Genomic DNA, 18,737 nt, shown 5'->3' on the forward strand with positions numbered 1-18,737 from the left:
CCCACGATCGAGGAGAGACACGTGATCAAGGCAGTGCGCATCGCCGGTGCGGCGGCCGCGGCCGCCCTGTTGATGACCGGATGCGGCAGCGACAGCGACGGGGGCGACGGCAAGTCGGATCCGTCCAAGAAGGCCCCGTCGAGCGAGCAGTCGAGCGCCCCTGCGGAGGGGGGCGCGGGCGGCGAGGTGTCGGGCGCCTATGTGGCGAAGTCCGGCGGCGACGCGTTGATCCTTTCCATCAAGGGCGAAACGGCAGCCCTGGTCGCGGGCAAGCACCAGTGCAAAGGCGAGTACGCCGACATGGGCAACAAGATGCTGATGCTCGACTGCGCCGACGGCAACACCGACCGCACCATGGGTTCGGTGAAGGCGAGCGCGGACGGCAAGACCCTCAAGGTCAGCTGGGACGCCGGCTTGAACGACACCTTCACCAAGGTGACCACGCCCGCCGACATGCCCACCGACTTCCCGACCGACATCCCCGGTCTGGAGAGTGTGGGCGGCGTCACCGGCGGCTGACCGGAGGCCAGAACGCCCGTCCGCCCGGCCCTCCATACGGGGGACCGGGCGGACGGCCGCCCAGCGGCCACGGAAGGCGACGGGCGGCTCAGCGCACAAAGACCCCCGCCTGGCCGGCCAGGTCGAGGAAGTACTGCGGGGCGACGCCGAGCACGATCGTCACCGCGACGCCGATCGCGATCGCCGCCGACGTCAGCGGGCTCGGCACCGCCACCGACGGGCCCTCGGTCCGCGGCTCGCTGAAGAACATCAGGACGATCACCCGGATGTAGAAGAACGCGGCGATCGCCGAGGAGATCACACCGATCACCACCAGCGGCCCCGCGCCTCCGTCCGCCGCCGCCTTGAAGACCGCGAACTTCCCCGCGAAACCACTCGTCAGAGGGATCCCGGCGAAGGCCAGCAGGAAGACCGCGAAGACCGCGGCCACCAGGGGAGAACGGCGGCCGAGCCCGGCCCACTTGGACAGATGGGTGGCCTCACCGCCCGCGTCGCGGACCAGGGTGACCACGGAGAACGCGCCGAGGGTCACAAAGGAGTACGCGGCGAGGTAGAAGAGGACCGAGGAGATGCCCTCGGGCGTCGTGGCGACGACACCGGCCAGGATGAAGCCGGCGTGGGCGATCGAGGAGTAGGCCAGCAGTCGCTTCACATCGGTCTGGGTGACCGCGACGATCGCGCCGCCCAGCATGGTGACGATCGCGACGCCCCACATCACCGGCCGCCAGTCCCAGCGCAGTCCCGGCAGCACGACGTACAGCAGACGCAGCAGCGCGCCGAACGCCGCGACCTTGGTCGCCGCCGCCATGAAGCCGGTCACCGGGGTCGGGGCACCCTGGTAGACGTCCGGCGTCCACATGTGGAAGGGCACGGCACCGATCTTGAACAGCAGACCCATCAGGACCATCGCGCCGCCGATGAGCAGCAGCGCGTCATTGCCCATGGTCCCGGCGAGCGCCGGGGTGACCTCGCGGACCTGGCCGTCGACGACATCGGCGATCCCCGCGTAGGTGACGGTGCCCGCGTAGCCGTACAGCAGCGCGATCCCGAAGAGCAGGAAGGCGGACGAGAAGGCGCCGAGCAGGAAGTACTTGACGGCGGCCTCCTGCGAGAGCATGCGGTGGCGCCGGGCGAGCGCGCACAGCACATACAGCGGGAGTGAGAAGACCTCCAGCGCCACGAAGAGGGTCAGCAGGTCGTTGGCGGCGGGGAAGACGAGCATGCCGCCCACCGCGAAGAGGACCAGCGGAAAGACCTCGGTGGTGGTGAAGCCGGCCTTGACGGCGGCCTTTTCGGCCTCGCCGCCCGGGACGGCGGCGGCCTGCGCGGCGAAGGAGTCGACGCGGTTGCCGTGTGCCGCCGGGTCGAGCCGCCGCTCGGCGAAGGTGAAGACCGCGACCAGCGCGACAAGGAGGATCGTGCCCTCCAGGAAGAGCGCGGGTCCGTCGACCGCGATGGCCCCCATGGCCGCGATGCGCGCCTTGCTCGTGCCGTAGTCCCCGGCCGCCAGGCCCAGGACGGCGGCGAAGGCCGCGGCCAGGGCGACCACCGAGACGAAGAGCTGGGCGGCGTAGCGGTGGCGGCGCGGCAGCAGGGCCTCGATCAGCACCCCGACGATCGCGGCGCCGAGGACGATCAGCGTGGGCGCCAACTGACCGTACTCGATGTCCGGCGCGGGGATCTTGTCGGGCGACACCGCCGCTGTCGTCCACAGGTTGTGGACAGTGGCCGCGTGGCTCACTTGGCACCTCCGGAAGCACGGTCGTGCATCGGGCTGTAACTGAACCAGCCCGCGTCAGTGACGGGGTGATCGGGCTTGGGATCCTTCTTGTCCACCACGGACAACGTGTGATCGACCGCCGGGTTGACGATGTCGGTCAGCGGCTTCGGGTAGACGCCGAGGAAGATCAGCAGCGCGATCAGCGGCGCCACCACCACCAGCTCGCGCACCTTCAGATCGGGCATGCCCCGCACCTCGGCCTTCACCGGGCCGGTCATGGTGCGCTGGTACAGCACCAGGACGTACAGCGCGGCCAGCACGATGCCGACGGTCGCGATGACGCCGAGCACCGGATAGCGGCTGAACGTGCCGACGAGGACCAGGAATTCGCTGATGAAGGGCGCCAGGCCGGGCAGCGACAGGGTGGCCAGACCGCCGATCAGGAAGGTGCCGGCGAGCACCGGGGCGACCTTCTGCACCCCGCCGTAGTCGGCGATGAGCCGCGACCCGCGCCGCGTGATCAGGAATCCGGCCACCAGCATCAGCGCGGCGGTCGAGATGCCGTGGTTGACCATGTAGAGGGTGGCTCCGCCCTGGCCCTGCGTCGTCATGGCGAAGATGCCGAGGATGATGAAGCCGAAGTGGGAGATCGAGGCGTACGCGATCAGCCGCTTGATGTCCCGCTGGCCGACCGCCAGCAGCGCCCCGTAGATGATGCTGACGAGGGCGAGGACGAGGATCACCGGCGTCGCCCACTTGCTGGCCTCCGGGAAGAGCTGGAGGCAGAAGCGGAGCATCGCGAAGGTGCCGACCTTGTCGACCACCGCGGTGATCAGCACGGCGACGGGGGAGGTGGCCTCCCCCATCGCGTTGGGCAGCCAGGTGTGCAGCGGCCACAGCGGCGCCTTCACGGCGAAGGCGAAGAAGAAGCCGAGGAACAGCAGCCGCTCGGTGCTGGTCGCGAAGTCCAGGGTGCCGGCGGCCCGCGCGTCGGTGATCTGCTGCAGCGAGAAGGTGCCGGTGCCCAGGTCGTCGGCGGTGACCACGTACAGACCGACCACCGCGGCCAGCATGATCAGGCCGCCCGCCAGGTTGTAGAGCAGGAACTTGACGGCGGCGTACGAGCGCTGGGTGGCCGCCTCCTCCTCGGACCGCCCCCCGGCCCGGTCCCCGAAGCCGCCGATGAGGAAGTACATCGGGATCAGCATGGCTTCGAAGAAGATGTAGAAGACGAAGACGTCGGTGGCCTCGAAGGAGATCACCACCATCGCCTCGACCATCAGGATCAGCGCGAAGAAGCCCTGAGTGGGCCGCCAGCGCCGGTTGGGGCTGGCCTCTTCGAGTGGGTCGGCGTCATGCCACCCGGCCAGGATGATGAAGGGGATGAGGACCGCGGTCAGCGCGATCAGGGCGACCGCGATGCCGTCCACGCCCAGTTCGTACCGCACGCCGAAGTCCTTGATCCAGGCGTGCGACTCGGTGAGCTGGAAGTGGGCGCCGTCCGGGTTGAAGCGCACCAGCACGATCGCCGCCAGGACGAGCGTGGCCAGCGAGAAGCCCAGGGCCACCCACTTGGCGGCGGTGCGCTTGGCGGCGGGCACGGCGGCGGTGGCGATCGCGCCCAGCGCGGGCACCGCGGCCGTGACCGTCAGCAGGGGAAATGACATGACTCAGACCGCCCTCATCAGCAGGGTCGCGGCGATGAGCACCGCCGTACCGCCGAACATCGAGACCGCGTACGTGCGGGCGTAGCCGTTCTGGAGCTTCCGCAGCCGCCCGGAGAGGCCGCCGACCGACGCCGCGGTGCCGTTGACCACGCCGTCGACCAGCTTGTGGTCCACGTAGACCAGTCCGCGGGTGAGGTACTCGCCGGGCTTGACGAGGACGACGTGGTTGAAGTCGTCCTGCAGCAGGTCGCGCCGGGCGGCCCGGGTGAGCAGGCTGCCGCGCGGGGCGGTGCGCGGCACGGGCCGGCGCCCGTACTGCGCCCAGGCGAGCGCGACGCCGATCAGCAGGACGACCATGGTCCCGGCGGTGACGGTGGCGGCGCTGAGCGGGGAGTCCCCGTGGCTGTGGCTGGTGACGGGCTCCAGCCACTTCAGGAACGCGTCATTCAGGCTGAACAGCCCGCCCGCGAACACCGATCCGAAGGCCAGCACGATCATCGGGATGGTCATGGACCTCGGCGACTCGTGGGGGTGCGGCTCGGCGTGCGCCCCGGCGGTCTCGGCGGCGGGCTCCGCGCTGGGCTCCTCGGGCGAAGGGGTGGTGCCCCAGCGCTTCTCGCCGAAGAAGGTCAGCAGCATCACGCGGGTCATGTAGTACGCGGTGATGGCCGCGCCGAGCAGCGCCACACCGCCCAGGATCCAGCCCTCCGTGCCGCCCTTGGCGAAGGCCGCTTCGATGATCTTGTCCTTGGACCAGAAGCCGGAGAGACCCGGGAAGCCGATGATCGCGAGATAGCCGAGCCCGAAGGTCACGAAGGTGACCGGCATGTACTTTCGCAGGCCGCCGTACTTGCGCATATCGACCTCATCGTTCATGGCGTGCATGACCGAGCCGGCGCCGAGGAAGAGCCCCGCCTTGAAGAAGCCGTGGGTGACCAGGTGCATGATCGCGAAGACATACCCGATCGGGCCGAGCCCGGCCGCCAGGATCATGTAGCCGATCTGCGACATCGTCGAGCCGGCCAGGGCCTTCTTGATGTCGTCCTTCGCACAACCGACGATCGCACCGAAGAGCAGCGTGACCGCGCCGACGGTGACCACCGCGGTCTGGGCGTCCGGCGCGGCGTTGAAGATCGCGCCCGAGCGGGTGATCAGATAGACGCCCGCGGTCACCATGGTGGCCGCGTGGATCAGGGCGGAGACCGGGGTCGGGCCCTCCATCGCGTCCCCGAGCCAGGACTGCAGCGGCACCTGGGCCGACTTGCCGCAGGCGGCCAGGAGCAGCATCAGCCCGATGGCGGTGAGCTTGCCCTCGCCCGCGTCGGTGGCATGGGAGAGCACCGGGGCGAAGGCGAACGTCCCGAAGGTCGTGAACATCAGCATGATGGCGATCGACAGACCGACGTCGCCCACCCGGTTGACGATGAACGCCTTCTTCGCCGCCGTGGCCGCGCTGGGCTTGTGCTGCCAGAAGCCGATGAGCAGATACGAGGCGAGACCGACGCCCTCCCAGCCCACGTACAGCAGCAGGTAGTTGTCGGCGAGGACGAGCAGCAGCATCGCCGCGAGGAAGAGGTTGAGATAGCCGAAGAAGCGGCGGCGGCGCTCGTCGTGCTCCATATAGCCGATCGAGTAGATGTGGATCAGGCTGCCCACACCGGTGATCAGAAGCACGAAGGTCATCGACAGCTGGTCGAGCTGGAAGGCGACGTCCGCCCGGAAGCCGCCGACCGGGATCCAGCTGAACAGGTGGCTGTGCAGGGCCCGGTCGTGCTCGTCCCGGCCGAGCATGTCGGCGAAGAGCACCGCCCCGATCACGAAGGAGGCGACCGCGAGCGCGGTGCCCAGCAAATGGCCCTTGCCGTCCAGCCGCCGCCCCCCGCACAGCAGCAGGGCCGCGCCGAGCAGCGGGGCCGCGACAAGCAATCCGATGAGGTTCTCCACGTGAACGCGACCCTTCTAGAGCTTCATCAGGCTGGCGTCGTCGACCGAGGCCGAATGGCGGGCGCGGAACACCGACACGATGATCGCGAGACCGACCACGACTTCGGCGGCCGCGACGACCATCGTGAAGAAGGCGATGATCTGGCCGTCCAGATTGCCGTGCATCCGGGAGAAGGTGACGAACGCCAGATTGCAGGCGTTCAGCATCAGCTCGACGCACATGAAGAGGACGATCGCGTTCCGCCGGATCAGCACCCCGGCCGCGCCGATGGTGAACAACAGGGCGGCCAGATAAAGGTAGTTGACCGGGTTCACTTGGCGACCCCCTTCGAGTCCTCGGGATGCTCGGCGTCTGCCGGATCAGCCGCGCCGTTCGCCCCGGCCGCGCCGTTCTCGCCGGCGGGTCCCTCGGCGCCCTCGGCACCCTTTCCGCCCCCGGGGCGCCCCGCGCCCTTGGCGTCCCGCCCCAGCCAGCGCGCCGAGCGCTGCTCCAGGGCGGCCAGTTGGGCCAGCGCCTTCCCGGAGACGTCCCGGACCTGGCCGCGGCCACGCAGCGTCGCGTTGACCGAGAGCTCGGCGGGTGTGCCGTCGGGCAGCAGGCCGGGGATGTCCACCGCGTTGTGCCGGGCGTAGACGCCGGGCGCGGGCAGCGGCGGCACCTGCGTGCCGGTGCGCACCCGCCGCTCGGCCTGCTCGCGCTGGCTGAGCGCGCGCTCGGTGCGCTCGCGGTGGGTCAGCACCATCGCGCCGACCGCCGCGGTGATCAGCAGCGCGCCGGTGATCTCGAAGGCGAAGACGTACTTGGTGAAGATCAGGGCGGCCAGGCCCTCCACATTGCCGCCGGAGTTGGCCTGGCCGAGGCCGTTGAAGCTCTTCAGCGAGGCATTGCCGATCCCGGCGCACAGCAGGATGCCGAACCCGAGCCCGCACAGGGCGGCGAGCCAGCGCTGCCCCTTCAGCGTCTCCTTGAGCGAGTCGGCGGCGGTGACGCCGACCAGCATGACGACGAAGAGGAAGAGCATCATGATCGCGCCGGTGTAGACGACGATCTGGACGACGCCCAGGAAGTACGCGCCGTTGGCCAGGTAGAAGACCGCCAGGACGATCATGGTGCCCGCCAGGCACAGGGCGCTGTGCACGGCCTTGCGCATCAGGATCGTGCCCAGCGCGCCGATCACGGCCACGGTGGCCAGGACCCAGAACTGCACGGCCTCGCCGGTGGAGGTGGTGGTCACGGCGGCGGCCAGCGTGCTGCTCATGCCCCTCCCTCCCACTCAGTCCCGGCGCGCTCCAACGCACGAGCTTCCCTCGTCACTGCTCGCTCCTCCGTCGCTGCGCGGCTCCTCAGTCCAGCCCGCGCAGCGCGCCAAGACACGCACCCCTCCCCCCGCTCAGTCCCGCCGCGCTCCAACACGCGGGCTTCCCTCGTCACTGCTCGCTCCTCCGTCGCTGCGCGGCTCCTCAGTCCAGCCCGCGCAGCGCGCCAAGACACGCTCATGCCTGCGCCCCCTCTTGCCGGAGCTCCTCGTCACCCGCGACCGGTACGGCGCCCCCGGGAGGGACCTCGCCCTTGCTGACCGCCGCCTGACGCTCCGTCCCGGGCGCGGCCTCGGTCACCAGACCGCGGTAGTAGTCCTGCTCGTCCATGCCGGGGTAGATGGCGTGCGGGGAGTCGACCATGCCCTCCTCCAGCCCCGCGAGCAGCTCCTCCTTGGTGTAGATGAGCGATTCGCGGGTCCGGTCGGCGAGCTCGTACTCGTTGGTCATGGTCAGCGCCCGGGTCGGGCACGCCTCGACACACAGGCCGCACAGAATGCAGCGCAGATAGTTGATCTGGTAGACGCGGCCGTAGCGCTCCCCCGGGGAGTAGCGCTCCTCGTCCGTGTTGTCCGCGCCTTCCACATAGATCGCGTCCGCCGGACAGGCCCATGCGCACAGCTCGCAGCCGACACACTTCTCCAGCCCGTCCGGGTGGCGGTTGAGCTGGTGGCGTCCGTGGAATCGGGGCGCGGTCGGCTTCTTCACCTCGGGGTACTGCTCGGTGAGCCGCTTCTTGAACATGGCCTTGAAGGTCACGCCGAAGCCGGCCACCGGGTTCTGGAAGTCAGACACCGTCGGCCTCCTTTCCGTCACTGACAGTGTCAGGCCCGCCACTGACAATCAGCTCGCGGTCGTGTCGCGGGCGTCGGCGCGGTGCGGGCGGCAGGGTCTGGCCGGGCAGCGGCGGCACCGGGAAGCCGCCCGCCATCGGGTCGAAGGCGGGCTCCGGGCCCTGTTCGGCCTCCGCCTCCGCCGTCTCCCGGTCGCGGACCTCCCTGTCGCGGAAGATGTCGACGACGAACGACAGCAGCAGGAGGACGAGGACCGCGCCGCCGACGTACAGCACGATGTCCTGGTAGTCGTAGTTCTCGTTGCGCAGCGCCCGCACCGTCGCGACCAGCATCAGCCACACCATCGAGACCGGGATGAGCACCTTCCAGCCCAGCTTCATGAACTGGTCGTAGCGCACGCGCGGCAGCGTGCCGCGGATCCAGACGAAGGCGAACAGCAGCGAGAGGACCTTGCCGACGAACCAGAGCATCGGCCACCAGCCGTGGTTGGCCCCCGCCCAGAAGGTGCTGATCGGCCATGGGGCCCGCCAGCCGCCCAGGAAGAGGGTGACCGCGACCATCGAGACGGTGACCATGTTGATGTACTCGGCGAGCATGAACATCGCGAACTTGATGGACGAGTACTCGGTGTTGAAGCCGCCGACCAGGTCGCCCTCGGACTCCGGCATGTCGAAGGGCGCGCGGTTGGTCTCACCGACCATCGCGATGATGTAGATGATGAAGGAGACCGGCAGCAGCAGCGCGTACCAGCGGTCGTGCTGGGAGTTGACGATCTCGGAGGTCGACATCGACCCGGAGTAGAGGAAGACCGCCGCGAAGGACATGCCCATCGCGATCTCGTAGCTGATCATCTGGGCGCAGGAGCGCAGGCCCCCGAGGAGCGGATACGTGGAGCCGGACGACCAGCCCGCCAGCACGATGCCGTAGATGCCCACCGAGGCGGTGGCCAGGATGTAGAGGATCGCGATCGGCAGGTCGGTCAGCTGCATCGTGGTGCGGTGCCCGAAGATCGAGATCTCGTTCCCGGCCGGGCCGAAGGGGATGACCGCGACCGCCATGAAGGCGGGGATGGCCGCGACGACCGGCGCCAGGACGTAGACCACCTTGTCCGCGCCCTTGACGACGATGTCTTCCTTCAGCATCAGCTTCACGCCGTCGGCCAAGGACTGCAGCATGCCCCAGGGGCCGTGCCGGTTCGGCCCGATGCGCAGCTGCATCCACCCGACGACCTTGCGCTCCATGACGATGGAGATCAGCACGGTCACCATCAGGAAGGCGAAGCAGAAGACCGCCTTGATCAGGACCAGCCACCAGGGGTCGCGGCCGAACATCGACAGGTCTTCTGCGGCGAGGTAGCTCAGGCTCATGAGGTCACCTCCGGTTCGGTCGCGAGAGCGCCGATCTTGACCAGTTCACCCGGGCGCGCGCCCAGGTCGCCGTACGCGCCGCCGCCCGTGGAGTTCAGCGGCAGCCAGACCACCCGGTCGGGCATCGCCGTCACCGCCAGGGGCAGGTGGACCGACCCGGCCGGGCCGGTGACCCGTACGGTCTCGCCGTCGCGCACCCCCGCCTCCGCCGCGGTCGCCTCCGACAGCCGGGCCACCGCCGCGTGCCGGGTCGCGGCGAGCGCCGCGTCGCCCTCCTGCAGCCGGCCCTGGTCCAGCAGCAGCCGGTGGCCGGCGAGCAGCGCCTCGCCCTCGCCCGGGCGGGGCAGCGGCCCGCCGGTCTCCATCGGCCCGATGCCGCGGGAGCCGCCCCAGGTGCCCAGCCGCGTCAGCTCGGCCCGTACGGCCTGCACATCCGGCAGGTCGAACGGCACATCCATCGCGTCGGCCAGCATGTGCAGCACCCGGGCGTCCGGAAGGACATGGCGGCGGGTCATCTGGTCGGGCTTGATGGCCGCCTCGAACTGCCGGGCCCGCCCCTCCCAGTTGAGGAAGGTGCCTGACTTCTCGACGACCGCCGCGACCGGCAGCACCACGTCCGCGTGCGCCGTGACCTCGGTGGGCCGCTGCTCCAGGCTGACGAGGAAGCCGACCGCCTCCAGAGCCTCGAGCGCCCGCGCCGGGTCGGGCAGGTCGGCGATCTCGACGCCCGCGACCAGCAGCGCGCCGAGCCCGCCGTCGGCCGCGGCCTCGACGATCCGGCCGGTGTCCCGGCCCGCCCGACCGGGCAGTTCGGCGACGCCCCAGACCTCGGCGGTCTCCTCGCGGGCCCGCGGGTCGGTGACCGGGCGGCCGCCGGGCAGCAGCCCGGGGAGCGCGCCCGCCTCGATGGCGCCCCGCTCCCCCGCCCGGCGCGGGATCCAGACCAGCGTGGCGCCGGTGGCGGCGGCGGCCCGTACGGCGGCGGTCAGCGCGCCCGGCACGGTCGCCAGCCGCTCGCCGGCGACGATCACCGCGCCCTCGGCGCGCAGCGCCTCGGCCGCCTGCTCCCCGTCGGCGTCCAGGCCGGTGCGGCCCGCGAGCGCGTCCAGCCACTCGGTCTCGGTGCCGGGGGCCGCGGGCAGCAGCGTGCCGCCCGCCTTCGTCAGGCCCCGGGTGGCGTGGGTGGCCAGCGAGAAGGTGCGCTGGCCGTGCTTGCGGTGGGCCTTGCGCAGCCGCAGGAAGACGCCGGGCGCCTCCTCCTCCGACTCGAAGCCGACCAGGAGGACGGCCGGGGCCTTCTCCAGCGCGGCGTACGTGAGCCCGCCGCCGTCCAGGTCACGGCCCCGGCCCGCCACCTGGGTGGCCAGGAAGTCGGCCTCCTCGGCGCTGTGCGCCCGGGCCCGGAAATCGATGTCGTTGGTGTCCAGGGCGACCCGCGCGAACTTCGCGTACGCGTAGGCGTCCTCGACGGTGAGCCGGCCGCCGGTCAGCACACCCGCACGGCCACGGGCCGCGGCCAGGCCGCGCGCTGCCGCCTCCAGCGCCTCGGGCCAGCTCGCGGGCGTGAACTCGCCCGTCTCCCGGTCGCGCAGCAAAGGGGTGGTGAGCCGGTCGGGGAGCTGCGCGTAGCGGAAGCCGAAGCGCCCCTTGTCGCAGATCCACTCCTCGTTGACCTCGGGGTCGTCCGCCGCGAGCCGCCGCATGACCTTGCCGCGCCGGTGGTCGGTGCGGGTCGCGCAGCCGCTCGAGCAGTGCTCGCACACGCTCGGCGAGGAGACCAGGTCGAACGGGCGGGAGCGGAAGCGGTAGGCGGCCGACGTCAGCGCGCCCACCGGGCAGATCTGGATGGTGTTGCCGGAGAAGTACGACTCGAACGGGTCGCCCTCGCCCGTGCCCACCTGCTGCAGGGCGCCGCGCTCCAGCAGCTCGATCATCGGGTCGCCCGCGACCTGGTTGGAGAACCGGGTGCAGCGCGCGCACAGCACGCACCGCTCACGGTCCAGCAGCACCTGCGCGGAGATCGGCACCGGCTTGGCGAAGGTGCGCTTGTGGCCCTCGAAGCGGCTGTCGGCCTGCCCGGTGGACATGGCCTGGTTCTGCAGCGGGCACTCGCCGCCCTTGTCGCAGACCGGGCAGTCCAGCGGGTGGTTGATCAGCAGCAGCTCCATCACGCCGCGCTGCGCCTTCTCGGCCACGGGCGAGGTGAGCTGGGTCCTGACCACCATCCCGTCGGTGCAGGTGATCGTGCAGGAGGCCATCGGCTTGCGCTGACCCTCGACCTCGACGATGCACTGGCGACAGGCGCCGGCCGGGTCGAGGAGCGGATGGTCGCAGAAGCGGGGGATCTCGATGCCGAGCAGCTCGGCCGCGCGGATCACCAAGGTCCCCTTGGGGACGGAGATCTCGATTCCGTCGATGGTGACGGCGACCAGATCTTCGCGCGGCACCGCCGCCTCTCCGCCTCCGGAGGGTGCATTGGTGGTCACGGTCATGCGGTCACCCCCAGGTGAGTGGAGCTCGGATCGTCGGCCCAGACGGTGGACTTGGCGGGGTCGAAGGGGCACCCGCCACCGGTGATGTGCTGCTCGTACTCCTCCTTGAAGTACTTGAGGGAGGAGAAGATGGGGCTGGCGGCGCCGTCGCCGAGCGCGCAGAAGGACTTGCCGTTGATGTTGTCGGCGATGTCGGCCAGCTTGGCGAGGTCCTCCATGCGGCCCTTGCCCGCCTCGATGTCGCGCAACAGCTGCACCAGCCAGTACGTGCCCTCACGGCAGGGCGTGCACTTGCCGCAGGACTCATGCGCATAGAACTCGGTCCAGCGGGTCACCGCGCGCACCACGCAGGTCGTCTCGTCGAAGCACTGCAGCGCCTTGGTGCCGAGCATCGACCCGGCGGCGCCCACGCCCTCGTAGTCGAGGGGGACGTCCAGGTGCTCCTCGGTGAGCAGCGGCGTCGAAGAGCCGCCGGGCGTCCAGAACTTCAGCCGGTGGCCGGGCCGGATGCCGCCGCTCATGTCCAGCAGCTGCCGCAGGGTGATGCCCAGCGGGCCCTCGTACTGGCCGGGGTTGGCGACATGACCGGACAGCGAGTAGAGCGTGAAGCCCGGGGACTTCTCGCTGCCCATCGACCGGAACCATTCGTTGCCCTTGGTGAGGATGGCGGGAACCGACGCGATGGACTCGACGTTATTGACGACAGTGGGGCACGCGTACAGACCCGCGACCGCCGGGAAGGGAGGCCGGAGCCGGGGCTGCCCGCGCCGCCCTTCCAAGGAGTCCAGCAGCGCGGTCTCTTCACCGCAGATGTACGCGCCGGCGCCCGCGTGGACGGTGATCTCGAGATCGGGCAGATCAGCCAGCCCCAGCTTCTGCCTGCGCGCGTCGGCCTTGCCGAGGTAGCCCGCCTCGTACGCCTCGCGTACGGCCTCGTGCAACCGGCGCAGCACGGGCACGACTTCGCCGCGCAGATAGATGAAGGCGTGCTGGGAGCGGATGGCGTGACAGGCGATGATCATGCCCTCGATGAGGGCGTGCGGATTGGCGAAGAGGAGGGGGATGTCCTTGCAGGTGCCGGGTTCGGACTCGTCCGCGTTGACGACCAGGTAGTGCGGCTTGCCGTCGCCCTGCGGGATGAACTGCCACTTCATCCCGGTGGGGAAGCCCGCGCCGCCGCGGCCGCGCAGCCCCGAGTCCTTCACCAGCGCGATCACATCGTCGGGCGCCATGGCGAGGGCCTTGCGCATGCCCTCGTAGCCCTCGTGACGCAGATACGTGTCCATGGTCCAGGACCTGGGCTCGTCCCAGAACGACGACAGTACGGGTGCCAGCAGCTTCTCGGGGCTGGACTCGCCCCGCTCGACTGTCACGGTCATCACTCCCCCTCCTCTGTGACCGGACCGGACGGGTGGTGCGGGTCGGAGGCCGAGGTCCGCTGTGGCGCGTCATGGGAGCTCGGGTGCGTGGGCGCCTGCTCGTCCGCCTGCTCTCCCACCGGGTGGTTCGCGGACCTGGGCGATACGACCCGGCCGGGCGCCGCCTCCCCCTTGGCCAGCCGCAGCCCGACCAGCGAGGCCGGGCCGGCGCTGCCGCCCGCCTCGACCGCGCCCGGGCGCGCGTCGGGGAAACCGGCGAGGACGCGCGCGGTCTCCTTGAAGGTGCACAGCGGCGCGCCGCGGGTCGGCTCGACGGTGCGGCCCTCCCGCAGGTCGTCGACCATCCGCGTGGCGGACTCCACGGTCTGGTTGTCGAAGAACTCCCAGTTGACCATCACCACGGGCGCGTAGTCGCAGGCCGCGTTGCACTCGATGTGCTCAAGGGTGATCTTGCCGTCCTCGGTGGTCTCACCGTTGCCCACGCCCAGATGGCGCTGCAGGGCCTCGAAGATCGCGTCGCCGCCCATCACCGCGCACAGGGTGTTGGTGCACACCCCCACCTGGTAGTCGCCGGAGGGGCCCCGCCGGTACATGGTGTAGAAGGTGGCGACCGCGGTGACCTCGGCGGTGGTCAGTCCCAGCACCTCGGCGCAGAACCGGACCCCGGTGCGGGTGACATGGCCCTCCTCCGACTGCACCAGGTGCAGCAGCGGCAGCAGCGCGCTGCGGCTGTCGGGGTAGCGGGCGATCACCTCCTCGGCATCCGCCTCGAGCCGCGCCCGGACCTCGGCCGGGTAGTCGGGGGCGGGGAGCTGCGGCATTCCCAGCTGCACATCGCTCACCGGTCGACGCCTCCCATCACGGGGTCGATGGACGCCACGGCGACGATCACGTCGGCGACCTGGCCGCCCTCGCACATCGCCGCCACGGCCTGCAGGTTGGTGAAGGACGGGTCGCGGAAGTGCACCCGGTACGGGCGGGTGCCGCCATCGCTGACCACATGCACGCCCAGCTCACCCTTGGGCGACTCGACGGCCGTGTACGCCTGTCCCGGCGGAACCCGGAACCCCTCGGTCACCAGCTTGAAGTGGTGGATCAGGGCCTCCATCGAGGTGCCCATGATCTTCTTGATGTGGTCGAGGGAGTTGCCGAGCCCGTCCGGCCCCAGCGACAGCTGCGCCGGCCAGGCGATCTTCTTGTCCTCGACCATGACCGGTCCCGGCGCCAGCCGGTCCAGGCACTGCTCGACGATCCGCAGCGACTGGCGCATCTCCTCCAGCCGGATCAGGAAGCGGCCGTAGGCGTCGCAGGTGTCGGCGGTGGGGACCTCGAAGTCATACGTCTCATAGCCGCAGTACGGCTGGGCCTTGCGCAGGTCGTGCGGCAGCCCGGTGGACCGCAGTATCGGGCCGGTCACGCCGAGCGCCATGCAGCCGGCGAGGTCGAGGTAGCCGACGTCCTGCAGCCGGGCCTTGAAGATGGGGTTCCCGGTCGCGAGCTTGTCGTACTCGGGCAGGTTCTTGCGCATCTTCTTCACGAAGGCGCGCACCTGGTCGACCGCCCCGGGCGGCAGGTCCTGGGCGAGCCCGCCGGGCCGGATGTACGCGTGGTTCATCCGCAGGCCGGTGATCAGCTCGAAGATGTCCAGGATCAGCTCGCGGTCGCGGAAGCCGTAGATCATGATGGTGGTCGCGCCGAGCTCCATGCCGCCGGTGGCGATCGCCACCAGGTGGGAGGAGAGCCGGTTGAGCTCCATCAGCATCACCCGGATGACCGAGGCCCGGTCCGGTACCTGGTCCTCGATGCCCAGCAGCTTCTCGACGCCCAGGCAGTACGCGGCCTCGTTGTAGAAGGGCGTCAGATAGTCCATGCGGGTCACGAAGGTGGTGCCCTGCGTCCAGTTCCGGAATTCGAGGTTCTTCTCGATCCCGGTGTGCAGATATCCGATGCCGCAGCGGGCCTCGGTGACCGTCTCGCCGTCGATCTCCAGGATCAGCCGGAGCACACCGTGGGTGGACGGGTGCTGCGGACCCATGTTGACGATGATCCGCTCGTCGTCGGCCCGGGACGCGGCGGCCACGACCTCGTCCCAGTCACCGCCGGTGACGGTGTAGACGGTGCCTTCGGTCGTCTCGCGCGTGGAGGCGGAGGGGGTTGCGTGGGTGGCAGACATCAGCTGTACGACCTCCGCTGGTCCGGAGCCGGGATCTGGGCGCCCTTGTACTCGACGGGGATGCCGCCGAGGGGGTAGTCCTTGCGCTGCGGGAAGCCCTGCCAGTCGTCGGGCATCATGATCCGCGTGAGCGCGGGATGACCGTCGAAGATCAGGCCGAAGAAGTCGTACGCCTCGCGCTCGTGCCAGTCGTTGGTCGGATAGACATCGACGATCGACGGGAGGTGCGGGTCGCTGTCGGGGACGCCCACCTCCAGCCGGATCAGCCGGTTGTGGGTGATCGAGCGCAGGTGGTAGACGGCGTGCAGCTCACGGCCCTTGTCGCCGGGGAAGTGGACGCCGCTGACGCCCGTGCACAGCTCGAAGCGCAGCGCCGGGTCGTCACGCAGGGTCCTGGCCACCCGCGGCAGGTGCTCGCGCGCGATGTGGAAGGTCAGCTCGCCGCGGTCCACGACGGTCTTCTCGATCGCGTTCTCCGGGACCAGCGACTGCTCCTCGAGCGCGCCTTCGAGCTCGTCGGCGACTTCGTCGAACCAGCCCCCGTACGGCCGGGTGGCCGGGCCCGGCAGCCGCACCGGACGCACCAGGCCGCCGTAGCCCGAGGTGTCGCCGCCGTTGTTGGCGCCGAACATGCCACGCTGGACGCGGATGGGCTCGCCCTGGTCGCCTCGCCGGCCGGGGAGGTTCTCGGCGTTCAGGTCCTGGTCCGGGTTAACGCCATTGGCCCCATTGGCTCCACTGGTCAACGCAGCAGCCCCTTCATCTCGATCGTCGGGAGCGCCTTGAGCGCCGCTTCCTCCGCCTCGCGGGCCGCGCGCTCGCGGTTCACGCCGAGCTTCTCCTCGCGGATCTTCTGGTGCAGCTTGAGGATCGCGTCGATGAGCATCTCGGGCCGCGGCGGGCAGCCGGGCAGATAGATGTCGACCGGGACGATGTGATCGACGCCCTGCACGATCGCGTAGTTGTTGAACATGCCGCCCGAGGAGGCGCACACGCCCATCGAGATGACCCATTTCGGATTCGGCATCTGGTCGTAGACCTGCCGCAGCACCGGGGCCATCTTCTGGCTGACGCGCCCGGCCACGATCATCAGATCGGCCTGTCGGGGCGAGCCGCGGAAGACTTCCATGCCGAAGCGGGCGAGGTCATAGCGCCCGGCGCCCGTGGTCATCATCTCGATGGCGCAGCAGGCGAGCCCGAAGGTGGCCGGGAAGACGGAGGACTTGCGCGCCAGTCCCGCCGCCTGCTCCACGGTGGTCAGCAGGAAGCCGCTCGGCAGCTTGTCTTCGATACCCATGCGACGGTTCTCCTCTCACTCAGTCCCATTCCAGGCCGCTTAGTCCCACTCCAGGCCGCCGCGCCGCCACACATACGCGTAGGCGACGAAGACGGTGAGCACGAAGAGGAGCATCTCCACGAGCCCGAACAGCCCCAGGGCGTCGAAGGTGACGGCCCAGGGGTAGAGGAAGACGATCTCGATGTCGAAGACGATGAAGAGCATCGCCGTCAGGTAGTACTTGATGGGGAAGCGCCCACCGCCGGCCGGGTGTGGAGTCGGCTCGATGCCGCATTCATAGGCTTCGAGCTTGGCCCGGTTGTAGCGCTTGGGGCCGATGATCGCGGCCATGAGGACCGAGAAGATCGCAAAACCTGCCCCGAGGGCTCCCAGTACGAGGATGGGCGCGTATGCGTTCACCGTCCTCGCTCCCTTCAGTCGACGATGACTGTCTGGCGGACCGCATGGACTCACGGACCGCCCCCATGAAGATCGCGCACATGTGAGGCAGTTCACAAGCCCGTTTCGCCTGCATCCTATGCCCGTCGGTATGTGATCTGCGACACGGGGTGCAACAACGTCTTTGTGATCTCCACCACCTGACGAAGGATCATGAAGTCGGATGAGCGGTGATCTTGCACTCGAAGCATCCGATCGATCACGAGAAGTGACATATGGATCCATCACCACAGGTGAGCGGCTTGCGCTCTTTATAAGATATGGCATCTACACGCAAATTTGCGATAGACGCCTCTGCCTGATATGAGACATCCATCCTGATGAGTGACCCGGCCACGGACCGCCGCACGGTCACCTCTCCCCGCCGCCCCTTGATCGCTACTACGCGCTTTCGTTCACGAGCCGGGATCGGGAGTGAGGTATCCCACCCCGCAAAAGGTTGTGGATCTCAATTTGACGGGAATCCTTGGTGCGCGAGTCGGGTTGATGGTAGGCCGCACACGATCCCGCTGAGGCCGTCAAATGCCGTGCGTATGCGCATGATCGAAAAATTCGGACACGACACCCCGGGTGCGGAGCAAGATCGAGAACCCGAGATTCCGGGCATGTACGCGTCAAATGTGGCGCACTCCACTTTTCTTGATCCCGGCCTCCGAACCCTGATAGCGGTTGGACCTATGTCCCAGACCGCACACATACCCAGCCACCGGAAGCCCCGTCGTGCCGCCTCCTCCACGCGTGCACTCCGCGCCGGGGTCACCGGTGGCTTCCTCACGCTCGCGGTCGCCGGCGCCGCCACTCCCGCCCTTGCCGCCGACGCCGAGCCGGCCGCCGCCGAGTCGACGCTCGAGATGCCGACCCTCGGCTCCACCCTGGCGAGCACCGCCGCGCAGTCCGCCGACGCCACCCAGCAGGCGGCCTCCGACTACCAGCTCCAGGCTCAGCAGGACCAGGCCGCCGCCAAGGCCAAGGCCGCGGCGAAGAAGGCCAAAGCCGAGGCCGACCGCAAGGCCCGCGAGGCCAAGGAGGCGGCGCGCAAGGCCGCCGCCCGCCGCGCGGCCCAGGAGAAGGCCGAGCGGGCGTCCCGCACCGCCGAGCGCGCCACCCTCTCCACCGCGACGAGCAACGCGACGTCCACCGCGACGAAGGCGACCGGCAATGCCGCCACGCTCATCAACTTCCTGAAGGCCCAGCTGGGCAAGGCGTACGTCCTGGGCTCCAGCGGCCCCTCCTCGTACGACTGCTCCGGCCTGACCCAGGCCGCCTTCAACCAGATCGGCATCAGCCTGCCGCGCGTGTCGCAGGACCAGTCCAGCCAGGGCACCGCCGTGTCGCTGGACAACCTGCAGCCCGGCGACCTGCTCTACTGGGGCGCCCGGGGCAGCGCGTACCACGTCGGCGTCTACATCGGCGGCGGCAAGTTCATCGGCGCCCAGAACCCGAGCACCGGCATCGTCGAGCGCGACCTGAGCTACGACCCGCCGACCGGCGCCGTCCGCCTCCTCTAGGCTCCCATAGGCTCCCAGGCCCCCTTGAGAGCCGGAGGAGTCACCGAGCGAGCCTCATGAGGCCGCCTTCCCGTACGTACGCGTCCGGGGCGGCGGCCTCATTCCGTGCCCGCTCTTCGCGC

General features: G+C 69.7%; 16 protein-coding genes. 2 read left to right on the forward strand and 14 right to left on the reverse strand.

The window, feature by feature from the left end; translation table 11 throughout:
- The first annotated feature begins 21 nt into the window (after window positions 1–21).
- On the forward strand, window positions 22–519 hold the full coding sequence (locus PV419_RS12910) for a hypothetical protein (protein ID WP_319688093.1): 498 nt from the start codon (window positions 22–24) through the stop codon (window positions 517–519).
- Between the two features lie 88 nt (window positions 520–607).
- On the opposite strand, the gene nuoN is transcribed toward PV419_RS12910, so the two are convergent.
- The 14 genes from nuoN to PV419_RS12980 form a co-directional block, all read right to left on the reverse strand.
- Entirely contained in the window at window positions 608–2,260 is a 1,653-nt protein-coding gene (gene nuoN, locus PV419_RS12915) for an NADH-quinone oxidoreductase subunit NuoN (RefSeq protein WP_319688094.1), read from the reverse strand.
- Complete coding sequence (locus PV419_RS12920) at window positions 2,257–3,906, reverse strand: NADH-quinone oxidoreductase subunit M (RefSeq protein WP_319688095.1); 1,650 nt, start codon at window positions 3,904–3,906, stop codon at window positions 2,257–2,259. Before PV419_RS12920 ends, nuoN begins: the two co-directional genes overlap by 4 nt.
- A gap of 3 nt (window positions 3,907–3,909) precedes the next feature.
- On the reverse strand, window positions 3,910–5,850 hold the full coding sequence (nuoL, locus tag PV419_RS12925) for an NADH-quinone oxidoreductase subunit L (protein ID WP_319688096.1): 1,941 nt from the start codon (window positions 5,848–5,850) through the stop codon (window positions 3,910–3,912).
- Window positions 5,851–5,865: 15 nt separating this feature from the next.
- Window positions 5,866–6,165 carry an NADH-quinone oxidoreductase subunit NuoK gene (gene nuoK / locus PV419_RS12930; RefSeq protein ID WP_014178692.1) on the reverse strand — a complete coding sequence of 100 codons (300 nt, stop codon included), beginning with the start codon at window positions 6,163–6,165 and terminating at the stop codon, window positions 5,866–5,868.
- Complete coding sequence (locus PV419_RS12935) at window positions 6,162–7,109, reverse strand: NADH-quinone oxidoreductase subunit J (protein WP_319688097.1); 948 nt, start codon at window positions 7,107–7,109, stop codon at window positions 6,162–6,164. Before PV419_RS12935 ends, nuoK begins: the two co-directional genes overlap by 4 nt.
- Window positions 7,110–7,344: 235 nt before the next feature.
- Window positions 7,345–7,962, reverse strand: coding sequence for an NADH-quinone oxidoreductase subunit NuoI (nuoI, locus tag PV419_RS12940; protein ID WP_319688098.1), 618 nt, complete (start codon window positions 7,960–7,962; stop codon window positions 7,345–7,347).
- On the reverse strand, window positions 7,955–9,328 hold the full coding sequence (gene nuoH, locus PV419_RS12945; protein ID WP_319688099.1) for an NADH-quinone oxidoreductase subunit NuoH: 1,374 nt from the start codon (window positions 9,326–9,328) through the stop codon (window positions 7,955–7,957). The genes nuoI and nuoH overlap by 8 nt, the downstream gene beginning before the upstream one ends.
- On the reverse strand, window positions 9,325–11,820 hold the full coding sequence (locus tag PV419_RS12950; protein ID WP_319688100.1) for an NADH-quinone oxidoreductase subunit G: 2,496 nt from the start codon (window positions 11,818–11,820) through the stop codon (window positions 9,325–9,327). Before PV419_RS12950 ends, nuoH begins: the two co-directional genes overlap by 4 nt.
- Entirely contained in the window at window positions 11,817–13,199 is a 1,383-nt protein-coding gene (gene nuoF, locus PV419_RS12955) for an NADH-quinone oxidoreductase subunit NuoF (RefSeq protein ID WP_319688101.1), read from the reverse strand. Before nuoF ends, PV419_RS12950 begins: the two co-directional genes overlap by 4 nt.
- Window positions 13,199–14,020, reverse strand: a complete 822-nt coding sequence (nuoE, locus tag PV419_RS12960; protein WP_319688188.1) for an NADH-quinone oxidoreductase subunit NuoE — start codon at window positions 14,018–14,020, stop codon at window positions 13,199–13,201. Before nuoE ends, nuoF begins: the two co-directional genes overlap by 1 nt.
- 17 nt (window positions 14,021–14,037) lie before the next feature.
- Window positions 14,038–15,372, reverse strand: coding sequence for an NADH-quinone oxidoreductase subunit D (locus tag PV419_RS12965; RefSeq protein ID WP_319688102.1), 1,335 nt, complete (start codon window positions 15,370–15,372; stop codon window positions 14,038–14,040).
- The gene (locus tag PV419_RS12970) at window positions 15,372–16,118 is read right to left on the reverse strand and encodes an NADH-quinone oxidoreductase subunit C (protein WP_319688103.1); all 747 of its coding nucleotides are present in this window, start codon (window positions 16,116–16,118) and stop codon (window positions 15,372–15,374) included. Before PV419_RS12970 ends, PV419_RS12965 begins: the two co-directional genes overlap by 1 nt.
- Window positions 16,115–16,669, reverse strand: a complete 555-nt coding sequence (locus tag PV419_RS12975) for a NuoB/complex I 20 kDa subunit family protein (protein ID WP_065962853.1) — start codon at window positions 16,667–16,669, stop codon at window positions 16,115–16,117. Before PV419_RS12975 ends, PV419_RS12970 begins: the two co-directional genes overlap by 4 nt.
- Window positions 16,670–16,708: 39 nt before the next feature.
- Window positions 16,709–17,068, reverse strand: coding sequence for an NADH-quinone oxidoreductase subunit A (locus tag PV419_RS12980; protein ID WP_030834888.1), 360 nt, complete (start codon window positions 17,066–17,068; stop codon window positions 16,709–16,711).
- A 716-nt stretch (window positions 17,069–17,784) separates the two neighbouring features.
- On the opposite strand from PV419_RS12980, the gene PV419_RS12985 reads away from it, so the two are divergent.
- Window positions 17,785–18,615: a C40 family peptidase gene (locus PV419_RS12985; protein ID WP_319688104.1), complete on the forward strand. Its 831-nt coding sequence runs from the start codon at window positions 17,785–17,787 to the stop codon at window positions 18,613–18,615.
- Window positions 18,616–18,737 lie beyond the last annotated feature (122 nt).

It is taken from the genome of Streptomyces sp. ME19-01-6, from assembly GCF_033793745.1.
Classification (GTDB): domain Bacteria; phylum Actinomycetota; class Actinomycetes; order Streptomycetales; family Streptomycetaceae; genus Streptomyces.

What these genes read in the sequence shown, in the direction of transcription:
- PV419_RS12950 (WP_319688100.1), bottom strand. Translation starts at nt 11,820, where the DNA reads ATGACCGTGACCACCAATGCACCCTCCGGAGGCGGAGAGGCGGCGGTG.
- PV419_RS12975 (WP_065962853.1), bottom strand. Translation starts at nt 16,669, where the DNA reads ATGGGTATCGAAGACAAGCTGCCGAGCGGCTTCCTGCTGACCACCGTG.
- PV419_RS12985 (WP_319688104.1), top strand. Translation starts at nt 17,785, where the DNA reads ATGTCCCAGACCGCACACATACCCAGCCACCGGAAGCCCCGTCGTGCC.
- nuoE (WP_319688188.1), bottom strand. Translation starts at nt 14,020, where the DNA reads ATGCCGCAGCTCCCCGCCCCCGACTACCCGGCCGAGGTCCGGGCGCGG.
- PV419_RS12935 (WP_319688097.1), bottom strand. Translation starts at nt 7,109, where the DNA reads ATGAGCAGCACGCTGGCCGCCGCCGTGACCACCACCTCCACCGGCGAG.
- PV419_RS12965 (WP_319688102.1), bottom strand. Translation starts at nt 15,372, where the DNA reads ATGTCTGCCACCCACGCAACCCCCTCCGCCTCCACGCGCGAGACGACC.
- nuoH (WP_319688099.1), bottom strand. Translation starts at nt 9,328, where the DNA reads ATGAGCCTGAGCTACCTCGCCGCAGAAGACCTGTCGATGTTCGGCCGC.
- nuoF (WP_319688101.1), bottom strand. Translation starts at nt 13,199, where the DNA reads ATGACCGTGACAGTCGAGCGGGGCGAGTCCAGCCCCGAGAAGCTGCTG.
- PV419_RS12920 (WP_319688095.1), bottom strand. Translation starts at nt 3,906, where the DNA reads ATGTCATTTCCCCTGCTGACGGTCACGGCCGCGGTGCCCGCGCTGGGC.